Origin of the sequence: Massilia horti (assembly GCF_004614195.1) — a bacterium.
Lineage (GTDB): Bacteria > Pseudomonadota > Gammaproteobacteria > Burkholderiales > Burkholderiaceae_D > Telluria > Telluria horti.
Genome location: NZ_SPUM01000002.1, coordinates 89,226 through 111,120 on the forward strand (window position 1 = coordinate 89,226; position 21,895 = coordinate 111,120).

Consider the following 21,895-nt stretch of genomic DNA (forward strand, 5'->3'; position numbering starts at 1 on the left):
ACGTCATGGCGAAAGGCGACATCAAGGCCGCATTCAACCAGCCGATGGCAGTGGGCGAATGCCCGCTGTGGCACCACGGCGAGCAGAATTTGTACTGGGTCGACATCGATGGCTTCGCCGTGTACCGCCTGGACCCGGCGAGCGGCGAACATGCGTCGTGGCGCATGCAGAGCGAGCCTTCGTCACTGGCGATCCACGCCAGCGGCGGACTCGTGGTCGCGCTGCGCTCTGGCTTCGTGCACCTGGACCCGGACAATGGCAGCGTGACGCCAATCGCGGCTGCGCCATACGACACATCCAAATTCCGTTTCAACGACGGACGCGTCGATCCGGCCGGCCGGTTCTGGGTCGGCACGATGTACGAGCCGCGCGACCAACCGGCCGCGCAGATGTTCTGCCTCGACCGCGGCCAGGTGCGCACCCAGTGGACCGGCGGCATGACGAACTCGAACGGCCTGGCCTTCGCGCCCGACGGGCGCACCATGTACCACGCCGACACCACCGCGCATCGCATCGACCGCTACGATTTCGACGTGGCGACCGGTATCGCATCCAATCCGCGGCCGTTCCAGCAGTTCTCGACCGACAAGGCTGCGCCGGGCTACGGCGGCCGCCCGGACGGCGCGGCGGTCGACAGCGAAGGCAACTACTGGTGCGCGATGTTCGAAGGCGGCCGCCTGCTGTGCTTTGCGCCAGATGGCGAACTGCTGCGCGAAGTGAAGCTGCCGGTACGCTGCCCGACCATGATGGCCTTCGGCGGCGCGGACCTGAAAACGCTGTACATCACCAGCGCCAGCCACAATCGCTCGCTCGATGAGCGTGCCCAGTACCCGTTGACTGGCTGCGTGCTGTCGTTGCAGGTGGACGTGGCCGGCCGCCCAGAGCCCGCATACCAGCCCTAAAACCAACGCGGCCAACCAGTTGTTGGCGCGCCACCTTTGAGCAGAGATTTGCGGCTTTATTTTTTTTGCTCAGATTTAATGTTGCCGCCGAAAAACTTTCATGGCAATGTTCCGTTTCACGTGTGCGGATAGCGATCCTGTCCGTGCATCCATGTAGTTTAAAAAACGGAGAATGACCATGCAGGGAAAAAACCTGTTGTGCGGCCTCGTGAGCGCCACGCTCGCAGTCGGCATTACGTCCACCTCAATCGCGGCGACGACAAGCGCAACGCCAGCCACTGCTTCCGCCTCCAGCGCCTACAATCAGCCGCCGAAGGAAATCCTCGACGTGATGCGCGCGCCACCGCCGCCATCGGCTTCCCTCAGCCCGACCCGCGACAAGCTGATGCTGGTCACCATGGACGATTACCCATCGATCGCCAAGGTGGCCACGCCGTTCCTGCGCCTGGCGGGCGTGCGTATCGAACCGGGCAACCACAGCCAGCATGACACGCCGGGTGGCTACGGCATTCCACCATGCGTGAGCGCCATTGATCTGGTCCAGGTCGCCGATGGCAAGCAAACCGCGGTGAAGCTGCCGGCCGACGCCTGCCCGCGCCGCCCGATCTGGAGCGCCGACGGCCAGCGCTTTGCCTTCGAAAACGTCACCGCCGAAGCGGTTGAACTGTGGATTGGCGACGCCAGGACCGGCGCCGTGCGCCGTCTGCCAGGTGTGCGCCTGAACCAAATGTTCGGCGACCAGGTGAAGTGGATGCCTGACCAGAAAACGCTGCTGGTCAAGCTGGTGTCAGCGCGCAAGGGGCCGCCGGTGGCGCCGCCTGGCTCGGCCGGCCCCGGCATCCAGGAATCGAACGGCGAGACCGGTCAGAGCAGCACTTATGAAAACCGCGACACGCTGCGCAATCGTCACGACGAAGAGCTTTTCAACTACTACGGCACCTCGCAGCTCGCGCTGGTCGATGCCGCCAGCGGCAAGATCACGCCGGTCGGCAAGCCCGGCCTGTATGAAAACCTGAACGTGGCGCCCGATGGCCGTCACATGGTCGTGACCGAAATTCGCCCGCCGTATTCCTACGTTACCACCTTCGACCGCTTCCCCAAACAGATCGACCTGTGGGACCTGGCCCAGCGTCCGGCCACAGGCGCCAACCCGGTGGTGCGCGAAATCGCTGCGCTGCCGCTGGCCGACCGCGTGCCGAACCGTGGCGTGCCTGTCGGCCCACGCCACTTCACCTGGCGTCCTACCGAAGCGGCGACGCTGGTCTGGGCTGAAGCGCTGGATGGCGGCAATCCGAACGTCAAGGCAGCCGAACGCGACAAGCTGATGATGCTGAAAGCGCCGTTCAAAGGGGCACCGGTGGAAATTATCCGCACCGAGCACCGCTTCGGAAGCCTGTCCTGGAGCGAGCAGCCGAGCGTAGCCCTGCTGAGCGACCACGACGTCAACCGCAAATGGCGCCGCACCTGGCAGATCAATGTCGACGATGCGAAAAATTCGCGGCGCCTGATCTGGGACATGTCCAGCGATGAGAAGTACGCCAACCCGGGCACGCCGGTGCGCCGCCAGCTAGCCAACGGCTTCTCGGTGATCCGCCAGATTGGTGACACCATCTACCTGGCCGGCGCTGGTTCCTCGCCCGACGGCGACCGGCCTTTCCTGGACAAGTTCAACCTGAAAACGCAGCAAACGGAGCGCCTGTTCCGCAGCAGCAAAACCTCCTACGAACAGTTCATCGGCTTCGTGGGCAACGATACGGGCCGCCTGCTGACCTGGTACCAGTCGGCCGACGAAACGCCGAACGCCTTCGTGCGCACCCTGGGCGCCAGCACCACGGCAGCGGCTGGCGAGCCAAGCTATGCCTCGTCCAGCGTGGCGCTGACCCACCTGCTTGACCCGGTGCCGCAAGTGCGCGAGATCAAGAAGCGCCTGGTGAAATACAAGCGCGCCGACGGAATGGAGTTGTCGTTCACGCTCTATACCCCGCCGGGCTACAAGGACGGCACGCGCCTGCCGACCATCCTGAACGCCTACCCGCGCGACTATGCGGACGCGTCGGAGGCCGGCCAGACCACCGGCTCGCAGGCCACCTTCACCCGCCTGCGCCAGTACCGTCTGCTACTGTTGTCGGGCTACGCCATCATCGACAGCGCCGCATTCCCGATTGTGGGCGATCCGCGCAAGGCGTATGACACCTACACCGAGCAACTGGTGGCCAACGCCAAGGCTGCGGTCGACGAAGCCGTCCGCCTGGGCGTGACCGACCCCGACCGCGTCGGCGTGACCGGCCATAGCCATGGCGCACTGATGACCGCCAACCTGCTGGCGCATTCCAATCTGTTCCGCGCCGGCGCGGCCACCAGCGGCTCGTACAACAAGTCGCTGACGCCGTTCGGTTTCCAGAACGAGCGCCGCTCTGTGTGGGAAGCGCCGGACGTGTACACCAAGGCCTCGACCTTCTTCTACGCTGACAAGCTGAAGACGCCGCTCTTGATCGTGCACGGCGCGGACGACGCCAACCCGGGCACCACGCCACTGCAATCGACCAAGCTGTTCGAAGCGATCCGCGGCAATGGCGGTGTGGCGCGTCTGGTGATGCTGCCGCACGAGCCGCACTGGTACGCAGCGCGCGAGTCGAACGAGCAACTGGTGTACGAAATGCTGCGCTGGTTCGACAAGTACGTGAAGAATGCGCCGGCAACGCCAGCCGGCACGCCTACAGCCGGCCGCTAAGCGATTCATGCGCGCGGGCCCCGTCATTCCCTCCCGGAAATGACGGGGCCAACTTTCTTGGTGGCGCTTCAGCTTCATAATCACCCCACGTCGCACCACTCCGGCAACACCGTCAACTAAAATGGCGGCGGCTGTGCGAATACTCACTTCGCTCTCCGCCCACCCCAGCCAGGTCTCGTGCGCGGCCTTCCCCACGTGAATGTGGCACCATAATCGATCCGGCATGGCGCTCGATCGTAGTAAATTTTCTTGCTATGCGAATATTCGTGTAGTAAATTTACACTGACGCTCACCATCTTTTTGCGAACCGAATACACCTATGGCAATTTCCGATTTCGACCTCGTACTCTTTGGCGGCAGCGGCGACCTTGCGATGAGGAAGTTGATTCCTGCGATGTATGCGCGCGACGTATGCCGTGACCTGCCCGAGAGCGCACGCATCATCTGCGTCGGCCGCGCGGCTATCTCGCAGGAAGAGTTCCTGCGCATCGTCGAAACCACCGCCAAGCCGAACGTCAAGGAAACGCCGAACGAAAAGAATTGGGCGCGCTTCCTCGAACGCATCGTCTACGTCTCGGTCAACGCGACCGACGTGAACACCTACGGCCCGCTGGTCGACGCCCTGCGCCCGGATGAATCGATCACCCGCGTGTACTACCTGGCTACGCCACCGAGTCTGTTCGCGCAGATTTGCGACAACCTCAAGGCCACGGGCCTGGCCACCGCGAACTCGCGCGTGGTGCTGGAAAAGCCGCTCGGCCGCGACCTCGAATCGGCCAAGCAAATCAATGCCGAAGTGGGCAAGGTGTTCTGCGAATCGCAGATCTACCGGATCGACCACTACCTCGGCAAGGAGACGGTGCAGAACCTGCTGGCCCTGCGCTTCGGGAACGTGCTGTTCGAGCCGCTGTGGCGGCGCGAATGGATCAGCGACGTGCAGATCACGATCGCCGAGAAGATCGGCGTGGGGAACCGCCTGGGCTACTACGACACCTCGGGCGCGCTGCGCGACATGCTGCAGAACCACCTGCTGCAGCTGTTGTGCATCGTGGCGATGGAGCCGCCGGCCACGATCGCGCCGGACGCGGTGCGCGACGCCAAGCTGCAGGTGCTGCGCTCGCTCAAGCGCTTCACCCCGACCACGCTGGCGCAGAACATCGTGCGCGGCCAGTACCGCGCCGGCTATGTCGACGGCAAGCAGGTGCCGGGCTACCGCGAGGAGCCGGAGGCGCCCAAGTACTCCAAGACCGAAACCTTCGTGGCCTTGAAGGCCGAGATCGATACGTGGCGCTGGGCCGGCGTGCCGTTCTATCTGCGCACCGGCAAGCGCATGTCCGACCGGCTGGCCGAGATCGTGGTGCGCTTCAAGCCGATCCCGCATTCGATCTTCAATCAGTCGACGTCGAGCTTCCAGCCGAACAGCCTGGTGATCCGCCTGCAGCCGAACGAGGGCCTGTCGCTGAACCTGATGGCCAAGACCCCGGGCGAAGGCATGCGCCTGAAGCAGGCCGAGCTCGAGCTGGACTTCCGCGAGCAGTTCAAGGCGCCGCGCATGGAGGCCTACGAGCGCCTGCTGCTGGACGTGCTGCGCGGCCAGCTCACGCTGTTCATGCGCGGCGACGAGCTGGAGGCGGCATGGGAATGGGTGGAGCCGATCCTCAACCACTGGGAACAGGACGACTCCTCGCCGCTGCCGTACGCGTCCGGCACCTGGGGCCCGGCCGCCTCGTCGGCCCTGATCGGCCGCGACGGGCTGCAGTGGCGCGAAGAAGCGCTGCCGGAAGACTAAATGCTGCTCGATTCCATCCGCACCCAGCTCGACGCGCTGTCCAAGTCCGAGCGCAAGGTCGCGCTCGCGGTGCTGGAGCATCCGTCGCGCACGGTCAGCCAGAACATCACCGCGCTGGCCAAGAGCGCACAGGTGTCCGAGCCGACCGTGGTTCGTTTTTGCCGCACGCTGGGCTACGACGGCTGGCACGAATTCAAGCTGAAGCTGGCCCAGGGCCTGGCGCTGGCCCTGCCCGGCCCGACCAACGAGCAGCCGGCGCAGGACGACCTGGCGTCGGACCTGGTCAACAAGATCTGCAGCCGCTCGATCAACACCCTGCTCGACCTGCGCAACAACCTCAATCCGGAGATGATCCAGAAGGCGCTGGACATCCTGTCGCGCGCCAACAAAATCGAGTTCTACGGCCAGGGCACCTCCGGCTTCGTGGCTGCCGACGCGCAGCACAAATTCTTCCGCTCGGGCGTGCCGACCGTGGCCTACACCGATCCGGCGATCCACTCGATCGCGGCGGCGCTGCTGCGCGAAGGCGACGCGGTGGTGGCGATTTCCCAGCGTGGGAACAACCCTGCGCTGGTGCGCTCGGCCAAGCTGGCGCGGCGCGGCGGGGCCGACGTGATCGTGCTGGCGCCATCCGGCACCCCGTTGGCGGACATGGCGACGGTGCTGATCCCGATTGACCTGATCTTCAACATCGACCCGTACACGCCGATCTCGGCGCGCCTGGCCTACCTGGTGGTGATCGACGTGCTGGCAGTCGGCCTGGCCCTGCAGCGCGGCCCCGAATTCCGCAAGAAGATGCAGAACGCGCAGAAGGCACTGCAGGAATTCGACATGCAGTTCGATTCGTTTATCGGTTAGCTGCCGACAATCGCGATCCCTGTCGCGGGGTTCTTGAGCGCATCCTGCGCTAACGTCAGATCAACAGTACCAGGCAAGATATTGCATTGCGGAAATTTGACGTGATAACATGGTCCGGTTCGCCGTTTCCAAAATTGCAAACTCAGGACTATCTATGACCCAAGGCAGCGATACGCCAACCGCCGACGATACCGATATTGGCAACGCGGACAGCGCCCCTATGTTCTATGTCGTTTCGAAACGAAAATTCGCAATTCTCTTTCTAGCCACCATGAGCTTGTATTTGGTCTACTGGTTCTACAAGAACTGGGATCGTTACAAAGACAAGTGGCCACATGCCTCCAAGTTCGGCAGTACCATCTGGCCCGTTCCGCGGGCGATTTTCTCGATTTTTTTCGTGCACGCTCTGTTCCGCAAGATCAAGGCACATGGACAAGATAACCCGGCGGTCGGCAAGTGGAGCAATAATGTCCATGCAACCCTGATAGTTTTGCTAATGATTGTGTCAACCGTTTTTGATCCTTCAACCAGCAGAGTGCTTGGGTCACCGTTCACTGCGATTGGGCCACCGTACGGTGAGGTTTTGTCATTGGCCCTCCTGGTGCCACTCCTCTTCCAATTTCTAAAAGCGCAGGAAATGATCAACATCAGTTGCGGCGACCCAGGCGGCGTGAGCAACAGCAGCTTTTCCAAAGCAAATTATGCTTGGGTCGTAATTGGCGTCCTATTCTGGATTTCGGCAATTATCGGGATCCTCTTGTCGGTTTAACAGTTGCGCTCGCGCACGCTACTCCCTACCCGCAATCGCAATCACCGATCAGTTCACATCGACGACGGACGTGCGCGCCTCGCGGTCGCGCCGGTAGCTGTCAAACGCAAAACCGCCGTAATCAACTTCTCGAAAGTAGAGTGATCACGGGCCTTGGGCTGATCAGCTAGAATGGCAGGTTTGGACAGTCTTTTCCGTCACCCGCCATGCACATCAATCCAGAACGCAGTATCCGTCCCGATTACGACCTGCTGGTACGCCAGGTCGCGAGCGTCCTTGAAGGCGAACGCAACCTGACCTCCAACGCCTCCCAATTTTCGGCCCTGGTCTACGACACCCTCGCCGACCTGAACTGGGCCGGCTTCTACCTGACTGTGCCAGCCAAAAACGGCACCGGGCAGGACCTGCTGGTCGGCCCGTTCCAGGGCAAGCCTGCGTGCGCGCGCATCCCGTTCGGGCGCGGCGTGTGCGGGACCACCGCGGTCGAGCGCCGCACCATCGTGGTGCCGGACGTGCACGCGTTCCCGGGACATATCGCCTGCGATTCGGCGTCCAATTCTGAAATCGTGATCCCGCTGATCAAGGATGGCGCCGTGCTCGGCGTATTCGACATCGACAGCCCCAGCCTGAACCGCTTCAGCGAAGAGGACCGCGTGGGCCTGGAGCGCATGATTGCCGCGTTCCTTGACGCGACCGATTTCGCTTAACCTTCCACTCACCTGACGTCCTTGACCCCAATGAACCAACTCGAACAGCTCAAGCAGTACACCACCGTCGTCGCCGACACGGGCGACTTCCAGTCGATCAAAGCCTATGCCCCGCAGGACGCGACCACCAACCCGTCGCTGATCCTCAAGGCCGTGCAGAAGCCGGAATACCGCCCGCTGCTGGAAAAGACCGTCGCCGACTTCCCGAAAGCCTCGACCGGCGAGATCATCGACCGCCTCCTGATCGCGTTCGGCGTCGAGATCCTCAAGTACGTGCCGGGCCGCGTGTCGACCGAGATCGATGCCGCGCTGTCGTTCGATACCCAGGCCACTGTCGCAAAAGGCCGTGAGCTGATCGCGCTGTACGAGGCGGCCGGCGTGCCGCGCGAGCGCGTGCTGATCAAGATCGCGTCGACCTGGGAAGGCATCCGCGCCGCCGAGATCCTCGAGCGCGAGGGCATCCACTGCAACCTGACCCTGCTGTTCTCGCTGTGCCAGGCGATCGCGTGCGCGGAAGGCGGCATCAAGCTGATTTCGCCGTTCGTCGGCCGCATCTACGACTGGTACAAGAAATCGACCGGCATCGAATACGCCGGCGCCGACGATCCGGGCGTCCAGTCGGTCAAGCGCATCTACCAGTACTACCGCAAGTTCGGCTATGCAACCGAGGTGATGGGCGCGAGCTTCCGCAACACGTCGCAGATCCTGGAACTGGCCGGCTGCGATCTGCTGACGATCTCGCCGGACCTGCTGCAAAAGCTGGCCGACTCCGATGCGCCGCTCGAGCGCAAGCTGTCGGCGGAGGTGGATGCGGATATCCAGAAAATCGCGATGGATGAGAAGACCTTCCGCTTCATGCTCAACGAGGACGCGATGGCGACCGAGAAGCTGGCCGAAGGCATCCGCGCCTTCGTGGCGGATTCGAACAAGCTCAAGCAGATGATCGAAGGGATGCGCTAAGCCGTACCTGACGCGGCGGGGTTCTGCCCCGCTTCCCGTTCCCGTTCCTGCTTGAGCTCCTCGAGCAGGCGTTCGAACGACATCGGGTGCGCGAACAGAAAGCCCTGCGCATAATGCACGCCGCGCGAGCGCAGGAACTGCGCCTGCGCCTCGGTCTCCACCCCCTCGGCGATCATTTCCAGGTTCAGCGCCTTGGCCATTTCAATGATGTGGTGGATGACCTGGCTGGTCGCGGCGCCGGTGTCGAGCGTGTCGACGAAGGACTTGTCGATCTTGAGCAGGTCGAAATCCAGGCTCTCCAGGAACGACAGGCTCGAGTAACCGGTACCGAAGTCGTCGATCGCGATGCGAATCCCTTCCGCGTGCAGTCCCTCGACGATGTTGCGCACCGCGCTGGGCGCGGCGAAGCTGCGCTCGGTGGCTTCCACCATCAGGCTGCCCGTGGGTGCACCGGTCACCTCGACCAGCTTGCGCAGCAAACCAATCGTGCGTTCCGATTGCATGTCCTCAGCCGCCAGGTTGATGGCAATGTGAAAGTCAGGGAATTCCTTGAACAAGGTTTCAGCGTGCATGCGCACCTGCTCCAGCACCACGTCCTTGGTCACTTGCGTGATCAGGCCACTATCCTCGGCCACCACGATAAACACGTCCGGCCGCACCGCTTCGCCTTTTGGCCGCTGCCAGCGGATCAGGGCCTCCGCCCCCACCCACCTGCCGGTACGCAGATCGACCACCGGCTGGTAGACCATGAACAATTCCTTGCGCTTGAGCGCCGCCTTGAGCACGGCCGGCATGGCCAGTTGCGCGCGCGCCAGCAGAATCGCCGCCCAGGCCAGCAGGACACCGGTCAACACGCCGAACGGCACCACCGTGCGCGCGACCACCCAGGTGCGCTCATCGAGTTTGCTCACCGGCAGGGCCGCCGTGGCGTCGATCGCATATTGCCGCGATGCCACCACCGCCACGACATAGCCGGCATCGACAAAACTCGCATGGTCGCGTCCTTGCAGCACGTTCAGCCACTTGGGATCGATGAAACCGTGCGAGGTCAGGACTACCCGGCGCGGCCCGGACCAGGCGGCGACCGCCAGCCCCGTCTCGGCATTGGCGACCATGATCGGCAAGTCCTTGTGCACGATCGCGGCGAAACGGCCACGACCCAGTACCAGAAAGTGCCGGTGCGGGGCGAACGGCAACTCGACATGCGTCCAGATTTTTTCGCCGTCGGGCTGGATGACGTCAGGCGGGCCCAGGTGGATCGATTCGACGACCCCGGTCAGCGACATGCACACCAGACGATCGCCTTCCACCACGCCGATCGCCTGCGTGTTGGGGGACGAGACGTCGAGCTGACGCATCAGAGCAATATTGGTCGCCGAGCAAGGATCGTTCCCCATCGCCGCTGACGCGGCCAAGGTGTTCAGGTCAAGGTCGACCTCTTGCAGTGTCGCTTCGGATCGGCTGAGCACTTCGCGCGCGTAACCGAGAGCACGTTGCTGCTCCTGCTCCATGCCCTGGTAGCGCGCCAGGTAGATCGACAGCGCGACCGGCAAGGCGATAGCCAGCGCGATGCCCAGTACCGCAAGCACTCTCATTCCCCGCTCGTTCATCATTTCTCGACGAGACAGATACGACGATGAAAGTCACATCATAAGGAAAAAGAACGCGGACTCGCCACACGCCTATCATTGTCGACCTGGCCCGGACTCCTCGCGCCGAGACCGAAGGGATGTGTTAAGCGGCGCCGGCGCCTGAGACGGCAGGGCTCTGCCCTGCTTCCCGCTCCCGTTCCTGCTTGAGCGCTTCGAGCAGGCGCTCGAACGACATCGGGTGCGCAAACAGCCAGCCCTGCGCATAATGCACGCCGCGCGAGCGCAGGAACTGCGCCTGCGCCTCGGTCTCCACGCCTTCGGCGATCATTTCCATCTTCAGCGCCTTGGCCATTTCTATGATGTGGTGGATGACCTGGCTGGTCGCGGCGCCGGTGTCGAGGGTGTCGACGAAGGATTTGTCGATCTTGAGCAGATCGAAATCCAGGCTTTCCAGGAACGACAGGCTCGAGTATCCGGTGCCGAAGTCGTCAATTGCAATGCGGATTCCTTGCGCGTGCAGTCCGTCTACGATGCTGCGCACCCTGCTTGGCGCGGCGAAGCCGCGCTCGGTGGCTTCCACCATCAGGCTGCCCGCGGGCGCGCCGGTCACCTCCACCAGCTTGCACAGCAAGCCGACCGTGCGTTCCGATTGCATGTCCTCCGCCGCCAGGTTGATGGCGATGTGAAAGTCGGGAAATTGCTTGAACAGGATTTCAGCGTGCACGCGCACCTGCTCCAGCACCACGTCCTTGGTCACTTGCTGGATCAGGCCACTGTCCTCGGCCGCCTCGATGAACACGTCCGGCCGCACCACTTCGCCTTTTGGCCGCTCCCAGCGGATCAGGGCCTCCGCCCCCACCCACCTGCCGGTGCGCAGGTCGACCACCGGCTGGTAGACCATGAACAGCTCCTTGCGCCTGAGCGCCGCCTTGAGCACGGCCGGCATGGCCAGCTGCGCGCGCGCCAGCAGAACCGTCGCCCAGGCCAGCAGGATTCCGGTCAACACGCCGAACGGCACCACCGTGCGCGCGACCGCCCAGGTGCGCTCATCGAGTTTGGCGACCGGCAGGGCCGCGGTGGCGTCGATCGGAAAATGCCGCGACGCTACCACCGCCACCACATGGCCGTCGTCGACGTAGCTCACACTCTCGTGCCCGTGCAGCGCGGTCAGCCATGCAGGATCGACGTAGCCTTGCGAGGCAAGGACCACCCGCCGCGGTCCGGACAGGGCGGCGACGGCCAGCCCCGTTTCGGGGTTGGCGACCATGAGCGGCAACTCCTCGTGCACGATCGCCACATAGCGGCCGCGTCCCAGCACCAGAAAGCGCCTGCCCACGGCGAACGGCAGCGCGACTTGGGTCCAGATCTGCTCGCCGTCGGGCTGGATGACGTCCGGCCGGCCCAGGTAGACCGGCTGGCTGGCGCCGGTTTGCGACAGGCAAACTATATAATTATTGTCGATCACGCCGATGGATTGGGTCGCGGGGGACGAGAAGTCGATCCGCCGCATCAGGTCAATATTGCGCGCCGAGCAAGGATCGCCGTCCGCCTGCGCCGCCAGCGTGCCCAGGTCGACGTCGACCTCCTGGATGGTCGACTCGGAACGGCTAAGGACTTCCCGCGCATACCCCAAGGCACGCTCCTGCTCGTGCTCCAGGCTCTGGTGCCGCGCCAGGTAGATCGACAGTCCGACCGGCAAGGCGATCGCCAGCGCAATGCCCAGCACCGCGAGTACTTTCATTCCCCGCTCGTTCATCATTGCTCGACGAGACCGATACGAAAACGAAAGTCACATCATAAGGAAAAAGAACCGGGACTCGCCACACGCCTATATTTATCAGCGGTCGACTGCGGCCTGACTCAACTGCGTAAGCCAGCGATGTGCGTGTCGATGACCTCGGTCCCGACTTCGATCAGGTCGAACGCCGTCGGGTCGAACAGCCAGTTCCTGATCAGCCCATCGATCACCACCCACATCCCGATCGCCGCCGCGCGCGGCGGCACCTCGGGCCGCACCTCGCCGCGCTCGATCGCGAGCCGGATGCGGCCCTCGGCGCGCGCCATCCAGGCGTCCAGGCTCTTGCGCCGGCGGTCGCGCACCGGGCCCATCTCATCGACGAACTCGACCTTGAGCGAGGCGATCTCGAACACCCGGCGCGCGTGCGCGTTCTCGACCGTCACGTGCAGGCCGCCCACCATGTAGTCGCGCAGGCCCTGCATCGGGTCGGCCGCGCAGCAGCGGTCGAGCAGGTCGCGTGCCGCCTCCAGCGGCAGGGTCACGCGCTCCATCATCGCGTTAAACAACGCGGCCTTGTCGTCGAAATGCCAATAAATTGCTCCGCGCGTCACGCCGGCTGCGGTTGCTATATGCTGCAAGGTCGTCCGTGACACCCCCTGCTCTACGAACAATTTTTCAGCGGCGTCCAAAATACTGTCGCGCGTTGCCGCTGCTTCTTCCTTGGTCCTGCGGGCCATCGAATAGTTAACTCCGGTTTTGAAGAGGGTCTCAGACAATAAACATACAGTCGTGATAGTATATCCGCCGACCCACAAAAGCCAGCAATAATCCAATTCGGTGGCACCAGCGCCACCGCAGAGGGAATGTTGTATTTCAAACTAGAAGGAAGCACACGTAATGCGCTCTGCCACCTCCTCCTCCCCGTCCCTGACCCGGGTCGCCGCGTGCACCCTGGTCGCGCTGACCCTGCTGTCGGCCTGCGGCTCCAAAAACAATGCCGCCCAGCCGCCCGGCGGCAAGATGCCGGCGCCTGAAGTCGGCGTGATCACCACCAAGCTGCAGCCGGTCGCGCTGGAGACCGAATTGCCGGCACGGGTCGGGCCAATCCGCGTGTCCCAAGTGCGAGCACGCGTCAACGGCGTCGTGCTCAAGCGCCTGTTCACCGAGGGCGGCGTGGTCAAGGAAGGCCAGTCGCTGTTCCAGATCGATCCCGCGCCCTACCAGGCGCAGGTCAACAGCGCGCAGGCCGCGCTGGCCAAGGCCGAGGCCAACCTGAGCTCGGTTTCGGCAACCCTCGAGCGCTACGTGCCGCTGCTCGCGGCGGAAGCGGTGTCCAAGCAAGAGTACACCAACACCGTCGCCGCCAAAAAGCAGGCCGAAGCCGACGTCGGCACTGCCAAGGCCGCGCTGCAGATCGCCAGGATCAACCGCGACTACGCCAACGTGTACGCGCCGATCTCCGGACGCATCGGCCAGGCCCTGGTCACCGAGGGCGCGCTGGTGTCGACCGCCGACACCGGCCCGATGGCGGTGATCCAGCAGCTGGACAAGGTCTACCTGAACATCACCCAGTCGGCCAACGAACTGCAGCACCTGCGCAGGCAGGCGGGCGAGAAGAACATCGCGTCCGGCCTGCCGGTATCCGTGGTGCTGGACGACGGCAGCGTCATGCCGCGCAAGGGCCGCCTGCTGTTCTCGGACGTGACGGTCGACCCGTCCACCGGGCAGGTCACGCTGCGCGCCGAAATGCCTAATCCGGATTACGCGCTGCTGCCGGGCCAGTACGTGCGCGTGCGCCTGGCGCAGGCCGAACTGCCGGCCGGCATCCTGGTGCCGCAGCAAGCGGTCACCCGCGGCGGCCCGCAGGGCGACACCCTGCTGGTGGTCGGCCAGGACGGCAAGCCGATGCAGCGCATCGTCAAGATCGGTTCGCAAAACGGCGCCAACTGGGTCGTGACCGACGGCCTGCAGGCAGGCGAGCAGGTGGTCGTCGACGGCTTCCAGAAGCTGCAGATGATGCCGCCGGGCACGCCGGTCAAGGCCGTTCCCTGGAGTCCGACGCCTGCCCCGGAAGCTGCCGGGCCTGCCGCTGGCGCCAAGCAGCCGGCCGCGGCAGACACGGCCAGCCGCTAATCCGAAGCTAGTAACAAGACTTAGGACTTTCCAATGGCACGTTTTTTTATTGACCGCCCCATTTTTGCGTGGGTGATCGCGCTGTTCATCATGGTGGTGGGCGGCGTTGCGATCAAGCAGTTGCCGATCGCGCAGTACCCGACCGTGGCGCCACCGTCGATCGTGGTGTCGGTCGCCTACCCGGGCGCATCGGCCCAGACCCTCGAAGACTCGGTCATTTCCGTGATCGAGCGCGAGATGAACGGTTCACCGGGCATGGTCTACATGGAGTCGACCAGCCAGGCCAACGGCACCGGCACGATCACGATCAGCTTTGACACCAGCACCAATCCTGACCTGGCCCAGGTCGATGTGCAGAACCGCCTGTCGCGCGCCACCCCGCGCCTGCCGCAGGCGGTGACCCAGCAGGGTGTGCGCGTGGACAAGGCGCGTTCGAACTTCCTGCTGTTTACCATCCTGTCATCAAGCGACCCCAAGTGGGACCCGATCGCGCTGGGCGACTACGCCTCGCGTAACATCCTGCCGGAAATCCAGCGCCTCCCCGGCGTGGGCCAGGCCCAGCTGTTCGGCACCGAAAAGGCCATGCGGATCTGGATCGATCCGGCCAAGCTGCTCGGCTTTAACCTGTCCCCGGCCGACGTGAACAACGCGATCCGCCAGCAGAACGCCCAGGTGGCGTCGGGCACGATCGGCGACCTGCCGCTCGCGGCCGGCCAGCAGATCAGTGCGACCGTCGTGGTCACCGGCCAGCTCAGCACCGTCGAGCAGTTCGGCAACATTGTGCTGCGCGCCAATCCGGACGGCTCGACCGTACGCCTGAAGGACGTGGCCCGCATCGAGATCGGCGGCCAGAACTACGCCACCTCGGCGCGCCTGAACGGCAAGCCGTCGACCGGCATCGGCGTGCAGCTCTCGCCGACCGGCAACGCGCTCGAGACCGCGAACCTGATCAAGCAGCGCATGCAGCAGCTGTCCAAGTACTTCCCGCACGGGATGAAGTACGCGATCCCCTACGACAGCTCGAAGTTCATCAAGATCTCGATCAGCCAGGTGGTCGAAACCCTGATCGAGGCGGTGATCCTGGTGTTCCTGGTGATGTTCGTGTTCCTGCAGAACATCCGCTACACCCTGATCCCGACCATCGTGGTGCCGGTCGCCCTGCTCGGCTCGTTCGCGACCCTGCTCGCGCTGGGCTTCTCGATTAACGTGCTGACCATGTTCGGCATGGTGCTGGTGATCGGTATCGTGGTCGACGACGCGATCGTGGTGGTGGAGAACGTCGAGCGCATCATGAGCGAGGAAGGCCTGCCGCCGCTGGCGGCCACGCGCAAGGCGATGGGCCAGATTTCGGGCGCGATCATCGGCGTGACCGTGGTGCTGATGTCGGTGTTCGTGCCGCTGGCGTTCTTCGCCGGCGCGGTCGGCAACATCTACCGCCAGTTCTCGGCCGTGATGGTGTCCTCGATCGCCTTCTCGGCGTTCATGGCGCTCTCGCTCACGCCCGCCCTGTGCGCGCACCTGCTCAAGCCCGTCGACGCCGGCCACCACATGGAAAAGCGCGGCTTCTTCGGCTGGTTCAACCGCACCTTCAGCCGCACCGCCAAGGGCTATGAAGGCTTCGTCGCGCGCATCTTGAAACGCACCGGCCGCGCGCTGGTGGTGTTCGTGCTGGTGCTGGGCGTAGTGGGCCTGATCTTCACCAAGATGCCGAACTCGTTCCTGCCGAACGAGGACCAGGGCTACATCATCGCCAACATCCAGCTGCCGCCGGGCGCCACCGCCGAGCGCACCAGCGCCATTTTGGAGAAGGCCGAAGAGTTCATCCTCAAGCAGCCGGAAGTGGCCGACATGGTCGCCGTGACCGGCTTCTCGTTCTCGGGCCAGGGCCAGAACATGGGCCTGGCGTTCATCCCGCTCAAGGACTGGGACCAGCGCAAGGGCCCCGGCCACAGCGCGCAGGATCTGGCCGGGCGCATCACCGGCGCGATGATGAAGATGCGCGACGCGTTCATCTTCGTGGTCAGCCCGCCGCCGATTCCTGAACTGGGCCGCGGCGCCGGTTTCTCGTTCCGCCTGCAGGACCGCGGCGGCAACGGCCACGCGGCGCTGCTGGCGGCGCGCAACCAGATGCTGGGCATGGCGATGCAGAGCAAGGTCCTGACCGGCATCCGTCCGGAAGGCCTGGAAGACGCGCCGCAGCTCATGCTGGACATCGACCGCGACAAGGCGCAGGCACTGGGCGTGACCTTTGACGCGATCAACAGCGCGATCTCGACCTCGCTCGGATCGAGCTACGTGAACGACTTCCCGAACGCCGGCCGCCTGCAACGCGTGGTGGTGCAGGCGGACGCGCCGTCGCGCATGCAGGCGGCGGACCTGCTGCGCCTGACCGCGATGAACAACAAGGGCCAGCCGGTGCCGCTGGCGTCGTTCGCGACCACCAAGTGGATCACCGGTCCGATGCAGACCACCCGCTACAACGGCTACCCGGCGATGTCGATCACCGGCGAACCGGCGCCGGGCTACTCGTCCGGTGACGCGCTGGCCGAGATGGAGCAGCTGGCCAGCCGGCTGCCGCCTGGCTTCGCGTTCGAGTGGACCGGCCAGTCGCGCGAGGAGATCCTCGCTGGCTCGACCGTGTTCGTGCTGATCGGCTTCTCGCTGCTGGCGGTGTTCCTGGCGCTGGCCGCGCTGTACGAGAGCTGGTCGATCCCGGTCTCGGTGCTGCTGGTGGTGCCGCTGGGCGTGCTCGGCGCGCTGCTGGCGGCGACGATGCGCGGGCTGCCCAACGACGTGTACTTCAAGGTCGGCCTGATCACCATCATCGGCTTGGGGGCGAAGAACGCGATCCTGATCATCGAGTTCGCGAAAGACCTGCAGGCGCAGGGCATGTCGGTGGCCGAAGCGGCACTGAAGGCCTGCCACCTGCGCTTCCGTCCGATCGTGATGACCTCGCTGGCCTTCATCCTCGGCGTGCTGCCGCTGGTGGTCGCCGGCGGCGCCGGCGCCGCCTCGCAGCGCGCGATCGGCACCGGTGTGATGGGCGGCATGATCGCGGCGACCGCGCTCGGCGTGTTCTTCGTGCCGGTGTTCTTTGTCGTGATCCGCAGTATCTTCAAGGGCAGCGAACGCCAGCGCAAGAAGTACGCGCACGAAGACCAGGCCGGTACGGAATTTGAGGAAAAAATATGATTGCAAAAATCAAGCTCGTCGCCACTCCGCTGGCGCTCGCGATGGCACTGACCGGCTGCATAAACCTGGCGCCCAAGTATGAGCGTCCGGGGGCGCCGGTCGCGCCCAGCTTCCCGACCGTCGGCGGCACGGTAGCCAGCGGCAACCCGGTCGCCGCCGAGGCGCCGGTCAACATCGCATGGCAGGACTTCTTCAAGGATGCGCGGCTGCGCGAGCTGATCAAGCTCGCGCTGGTCAACAACCGTGACCTGCGCATCGCGATCGCTAACATCGAGCAGGTGCGCGCGCAGTACCAGATCACGCGCTCGCAGCAGTTCCCTGGCGTGAGCGCGGGGCTGAACTTCAACCGTTCGACCGGGGCCGAAAACATCTCCACCTTCTACAACGTGGGGCTGGGCGTCTCGGGGTTCGAACTGGACCTGTTCGGCCGGGTGCGCAACCTGACCCAGGCGGCGTTGGCGCAGTTCCTGGCCACCGAGGAAGCGAGAAAGAGCACGCAGATCAGCCTGATCTCGTCGGTCGCCAATGCCTACCTGGCGGTGCTGGCCGACGACGAACTGCTCGAGCTGACGCGGCAGACCCTCACGACCCGCGAAGAATCGCTGCGCCTGACCCAGCTGCGCTTTAACAACGGCGTGGCCTCCAGGCTGGACGTGGACCAGGCAGCTTCGCTGGTCGAGCAGGCACGCACCTCGCTCGCCCAGCTGGTGCGCCAGCGCGCGCAAGACGGCAACCTGCTCGTGCTGCTGGTGGGCCAGCCGATTCCCGACAACCTGCCGGCCGGGCAGACGCTGTCGGCGACCAACCTGCCCGACCTGCCGGCCGGGCTGCCATCGGACCTGCTGGCCAACCGCCCGGACGTGCGCGCCGCCGAGCAGCAGCTGATCGCGGCCAACGCCAACATCGGCGCGGCGCGCGCGGCCTACTTCCCGCGCATCGCGCTGACCGGCACGGTCGGCAGCGCCAGCACCGAGCTGTCCAACCTGTTCAAAGGTGGCACCTACGCCTGGTCGCTCGCGGCCAACGCCACCATGCCGATCTTCGACTTCGGCCGCACACGCGGCGGCATCGAGTCGGCCGTTGCCGGCCGCGACATCGCGCTGGCGCAGTACGAGAGGTCGATCCAGACGGCATTCAGCGACGTGGCCAACGCGCTGGCCGGCCAGGCCACCTACACCGAGCAGCTGCGTGCGCAGCGGGCGGTGGCGCTGACCGAGGCCGACCGCTTCCGGCTGTCGGACCTGCTCTACAAGAACGGCACCGCCAGCTATCTGGACCTGCTCGACGCGCAGCGTTCGCTGTTCGCGGCGCAGCAGCAGGCGATCCAGGCCAACCTGCAGCGCCTGCAGAACCAGGTCACGCTGTACCGTGTGCTGGGCGGGGGCTGGAGCGAGCCGAAGGGCTGATTGCACCAGGCCGGGCAAGCGCCCGGCTGGCATGCCTGAATCGGGGCCGGTTACCTTCCGGCCCCGATTTTTTTGCCATTTCACATTACACAATTTGGCATGAAACAACCTATTAGAATTAATAGCTACTCCTTTCATTTAGGATAAGTAATGTAGATCAACCCCGAGGCCCGAAAATTCGGCTAGCAAATTGCAACACTTGGGTGCCGAGCGAGTGAAAGCACGAGCCATGCGCAAACTTGTTCGTTGGTTGGAACGCTTCTTCAGTTGGCAGCATTCAGCCCTGGTCGGTGCTGCGCTATCGACTGCCGTTGGAGTCTCGTGCTACACGGTCACAGCCGAAATGACCGAAAAGGATGCATCGGAGCGCTTCGTCAGCCAGGTGCGTAGCGCGCATTTCACGATCCTCCGGCGCGTCAAAAGCTACGTCGACGTACTGCGCGGGACCGCCAGTCTGTTCCAAACCACACCGGACATTACCCGGGAGCAGTTCCACCGCTACGTCAATGGGCTGAATCTGCAGGAAGAATTCCCAGGCGTGCAAGCAGTTAATTACGCGTTGCTCGTCAAGGATGCCGAGCGTCCCGCTTTCGAGAAGCGCATGGCGGCGGAACTGGTCGCAGAAGGCATCCCGAATTTCAAGATCAAGCCGCCCGGCCGGCGCGATGAGTATCTGGTTGTGACCTATATCGAACCTGACACGATCGGGCGCGAGATGTTCGGGAATGACCTGTTGCGCACGGTAACACACTCGGGAATCCGCACGCCGGCGATTCTCGACAACTCACGCGATACCGGCGGTTTGGCAGCTTCCGGCAGGCCAATGAATATGAATTTGCCTCAGAAGGTGGCCGGACTTGGGATGCGCCTGCCCGTCTACCAGATTGGCATGCCGACCGAGACTGTCGAACAGAGGCGCGCCGCCTATATTGGTTCGGTCGGCCTGGCCTTCAGTATTGAGACGCTGATGAACGGCGTACTGGAGGAATTGCCGGTGTCCGGAATGCGCATGGGTTTGATCGGCATGGTCGATGGCGACGTGCCCGGCGATCCCAAGCGCCGCCTCCTGCTGTACGACAGCCAGATGCCACACAACCATCCCGCGTCAATGCCTCCCGTCGCGGATGACGAATTCTACATGTCCTTGCCAGTCGAATTTAGCAACCGCAACTGGGAAGTCGAATTCCGCATCAAGAAAGCAGACCTGTATACGGGCTTCGACGCCTACGTACCCTGGATGACGCTGGCGGCGGGATTCGTCACCACGGCGCTGGTATACGCACTCTTTCAGGCATTGGCCTTGTCACGCCAGACCGCGGTCCGCCTGGCGGACCGGATGACCATGGAACTGCGCGCCAGCAAAGCGAGTCTTCAAATTTCCAACTCCCGCTTGCGTGATCTGGCGGCACATGCGGAAGAAATCAAGGAAAGCGAGCGCAAGCGCATTGCCCGCGAAATCCACGACGACCTGGGGCAGAACCTCTTGGCACTGCGGATTGAGGTTGACATGCTCGCCTCACGAACTGCCGAGCGCCACCCGTTGCTGAATTCACGCGTACGGTGGACCTTGCAGCAGATCGATACCACGATCGGAAGCGTGCGCCAGATCATCAATGACCTGCGACCGAATGTCCTCGACCTGGGGCTCAATGCGGCGGTCGACTGGCAAATCGCGCAATTTGAACGGAGTTCCGGAATACCGTGTGAACTGGTCGAAAACGACCAGAACATCAGTATCAGCGACAGCTGCGCGACCGCCCTATTCCGGATTCTTCAGGAATCGCTAACGAATGTCGCGCGCCACGCCAACGCCACCCGCGTTCGTGTCGAACTGCTGGTCGACACGGACCGTGTTTCCATGATGGTCAGCGACAACGGCCGCGGCCTGCAGCCCGGCGGTCGTCACAAGCCGGGATCGTTCGGCTTAGTTGGGATTGAGGAACGGGTCAGAATGCTGGGCGGCGTGTTCAGGGTAAACAGCATGCCGGGCGCCGGCACCACCATCAACGTCAGCATACCGTTGAACGACACTTCCATTATGCCGCCGTTCGAAACCGATCTCCCTGAACAGAACCCCGTCGTAACGGCCATAATCTGAGCGCGCGGCCAGACGTTTCCCAATGCCAGCCTTCCTGTTTGCTATAGGAAGGCCTCGGACGATTCATACATCTAGAAGGATCGACTGAGTCGAAATTGACGAATGTCAAATTTGCGAAAGCGATTGTCAGCAATCATCTTTCACATCGCTTCTCATCAGTTTGTTTCGAAAAAGTTGGATTCGCTCTTTTAGTCCTTGCACTATCGGAAAGGAGGAAATCATTGTCCAACATCTCACTTCCATAATTGCCAAATAAAACGCGAATAATGAAGAACAAATGCCAAAGCAAAGGAAAAGCCATGATCTCGAAAGACGAATTCCAAGCGATCGCTGAATTGGATCTGGACCCAATCAAAGTGAAGCTGATGCATAAGGAATCTGGGGAGGGATGGACGCTGGAATATGCAAATCAGATCGAATTCGAATATCGGCGCTTTCTGTATCTGATGAAAAAGTTCCCCAATGTGCCGGCTGCTCCGCTATTCGATGTCGACATTTTCTGGCATTACCATATCCTGGACACCATGAAATACGCGACGGACTGCGACAGCGTGTTCGGCCATTTCCTGCATCATTTTCCCTATGTCGGACTGAGGGGCGAAGAGGACGAGGAATTGCATAAGGAAGGTGGCGCCCGCATGCAGCAACTTTACGAGGCAACCTTCGGCGAACCGTACCTTCGTTCCGCTGCAGTAAACGAGCAGGCGGCGGCTTCCACAAAAAAGACCTCCTTCTGCTGGGTAGAGGGCACCCAGGCGACAGCTTGCGCCCAAAAGACCGCTTTCTGCTGGGTCGAGGGCCAGCAGGCGCCGGCTTCCGCACAAAAGACCGCTTTCTGCTGGGTAGACGGCAAGCAGACGGCTGCTTCCGCACAAAAGACCGCTTTTTGCTGGGTAGACGGCAAGCGGGCGGCGGCTTCCGCACAAAAGACCGCTTTCTGCTGGGTAGACGGTAAGCAGGCGGCAGCTTCCGCACAAAAGACCGCTTTCTGCTGGGTAGACGGTAAGCAGGCGGCAGCTT

Annotated in this window: 15 protein-coding genes; 12 read left to right on the plus strand and 3 right to left on the minus strand. The window is 63.3% G+C overall.

The annotated features are described in order from the left end of the window. The first annotated feature begins 5 nt into the window (after positions 1–5). The 7 genes from E4O92_RS00460 to tal all read left to right on the plus strand — a co-directional run bounded on the left by E4O92_RS00460 (position 6) and on the right by tal (position 8,716). The gene (locus tag E4O92_RS00460; RefSeq protein ID WP_135187775.1) at positions 6–902 is read left to right on the plus strand and encodes an SMP-30/gluconolactonase/LRE family protein; all 897 of its coding nucleotides are present in this window, start codon (positions 6–8) and stop codon (positions 900–902) included. A 178-nt stretch (positions 903–1,080) separates the two neighbouring features. Beyond that, positions 1,081–3,633 (plus strand): S9 family peptidase, encoded by a 2,553-nt coding sequence (locus tag E4O92_RS00465; RefSeq protein ID WP_135187776.1) that lies wholly within the window; start codon positions 1,081–1,083, stop codon positions 3,631–3,633. Between the two features lie 319 nt (positions 3,634–3,952). Then, positions 3,953–5,422 carry a glucose-6-phosphate dehydrogenase gene (gene zwf / locus E4O92_RS00470; RefSeq protein ID WP_135187777.1) on the plus strand — a complete coding sequence of 490 codons (1,470 nt, stop codon included), beginning with the start codon at positions 3,953–3,955 and terminating at the stop codon, positions 5,420–5,422. Next, complete coding sequence (locus E4O92_RS00475; RefSeq protein ID WP_135187778.1) at positions 5,423–6,280, plus strand: SIS domain-containing protein; 858 nt, start codon at positions 5,423–5,425, stop codon at positions 6,278–6,280. It begins immediately after the preceding gene. Between the two features lie 154 nt (positions 6,281–6,434). Continuing rightward, positions 6,435–7,049 (plus strand): hypothetical protein, encoded by a 615-nt coding sequence (locus tag E4O92_RS00480; RefSeq protein WP_135187779.1) that lies wholly within the window; start codon positions 6,435–6,437, stop codon positions 7,047–7,049. 206 nt (positions 7,050–7,255) lie between these two features. Beyond that, complete coding sequence (gene msrC, locus E4O92_RS00485) at positions 7,256–7,756, plus strand: free L-methionine (R)-S-oxide reductase MsrC (RefSeq protein WP_135187780.1); 501 nt, start codon at positions 7,256–7,258, stop codon at positions 7,754–7,756. A gap of 30 nt (positions 7,757–7,786) precedes the next feature. Further along, a complete protein-coding gene (gene tal, locus E4O92_RS00490; protein ID WP_135187781.1) occupies positions 7,787–8,716 on the plus strand; it encodes a transaldolase in 930 nt (309 codons plus the stop codon). Here tal and E4O92_RS00495 read toward each other — a convergent pair. The 3 genes from E4O92_RS00495 to E4O92_RS00505 all read right to left on the minus strand — a co-directional run bounded on the left by E4O92_RS00495 (position 8,713) and on the right by E4O92_RS00505 (position 12,783). Beyond that, positions 8,713–10,311 (minus strand): EAL domain-containing protein, encoded by a 1,599-nt coding sequence (locus E4O92_RS00495; RefSeq protein ID WP_167759656.1) that lies wholly within the window; start codon positions 10,309–10,311, stop codon positions 8,713–8,715. The genes tal and E4O92_RS00495 overlap by 4 nt on opposite strands. 139 nt (positions 10,312–10,450) lie before the next feature. Next, positions 10,451–12,049 (minus strand): EAL domain-containing protein, encoded by a 1,599-nt coding sequence (locus E4O92_RS00500; protein WP_167759657.1) that lies wholly within the window; start codon positions 12,047–12,049, stop codon positions 10,451–10,453. Positions 12,050–12,168: 119 nt separating this feature from the next. Then, on the minus strand, positions 12,169–12,783 hold the full coding sequence (locus tag E4O92_RS00505) for a TetR family transcriptional regulator (protein ID WP_135187784.1): 615 nt from the start codon (positions 12,781–12,783) through the stop codon (positions 12,169–12,171). A 160-nt stretch (positions 12,784–12,943) separates the two neighbouring features. On the opposite strand from E4O92_RS00505, the gene E4O92_RS00510 reads away from it, so the two are divergent. The 5 genes from E4O92_RS00510 to E4O92_RS00530 form a co-directional block, all read left to right on the plus strand. Beyond that, positions 12,944–14,179 (plus strand): efflux RND transporter periplasmic adaptor subunit, encoded by a 1,236-nt coding sequence (locus E4O92_RS00510; protein WP_135187785.1) that lies wholly within the window; start codon positions 12,944–12,946, stop codon positions 14,177–14,179. A 33-nt stretch (positions 14,180–14,212) separates the two neighbouring features. After that, positions 14,213–17,371 carry an efflux RND transporter permease subunit gene (locus E4O92_RS00515; RefSeq protein WP_135187786.1) on the plus strand — a complete coding sequence of 1,053 codons (3,159 nt, stop codon included), beginning with the start codon at positions 14,213–14,215 and terminating at the stop codon, positions 17,369–17,371. Further along, complete coding sequence (locus E4O92_RS00520) at positions 17,368–18,777, plus strand: efflux transporter outer membrane subunit (RefSeq protein WP_135187787.1); 1,410 nt, start codon at positions 17,368–17,370, stop codon at positions 18,775–18,777. Before E4O92_RS00515 ends, E4O92_RS00520 begins: the two co-directional genes overlap by 4 nt. 229 nt (positions 18,778–19,006) lie before the next feature. Next, positions 19,007–20,875 (plus strand): CHASE domain-containing protein, encoded by a 1,869-nt coding sequence (locus tag E4O92_RS00525; protein ID WP_229482853.1) that lies wholly within the window; start codon positions 19,007–19,009, stop codon positions 20,873–20,875. Positions 20,876–21,174: 299 nt separating this feature from the next. Further along, positions 21,175–21,895: glycine-rich domain-containing protein (locus E4O92_RS00530; protein ID WP_135187788.1), on the plus strand; the 721-nt coding region annotated here is incomplete at its 3' end.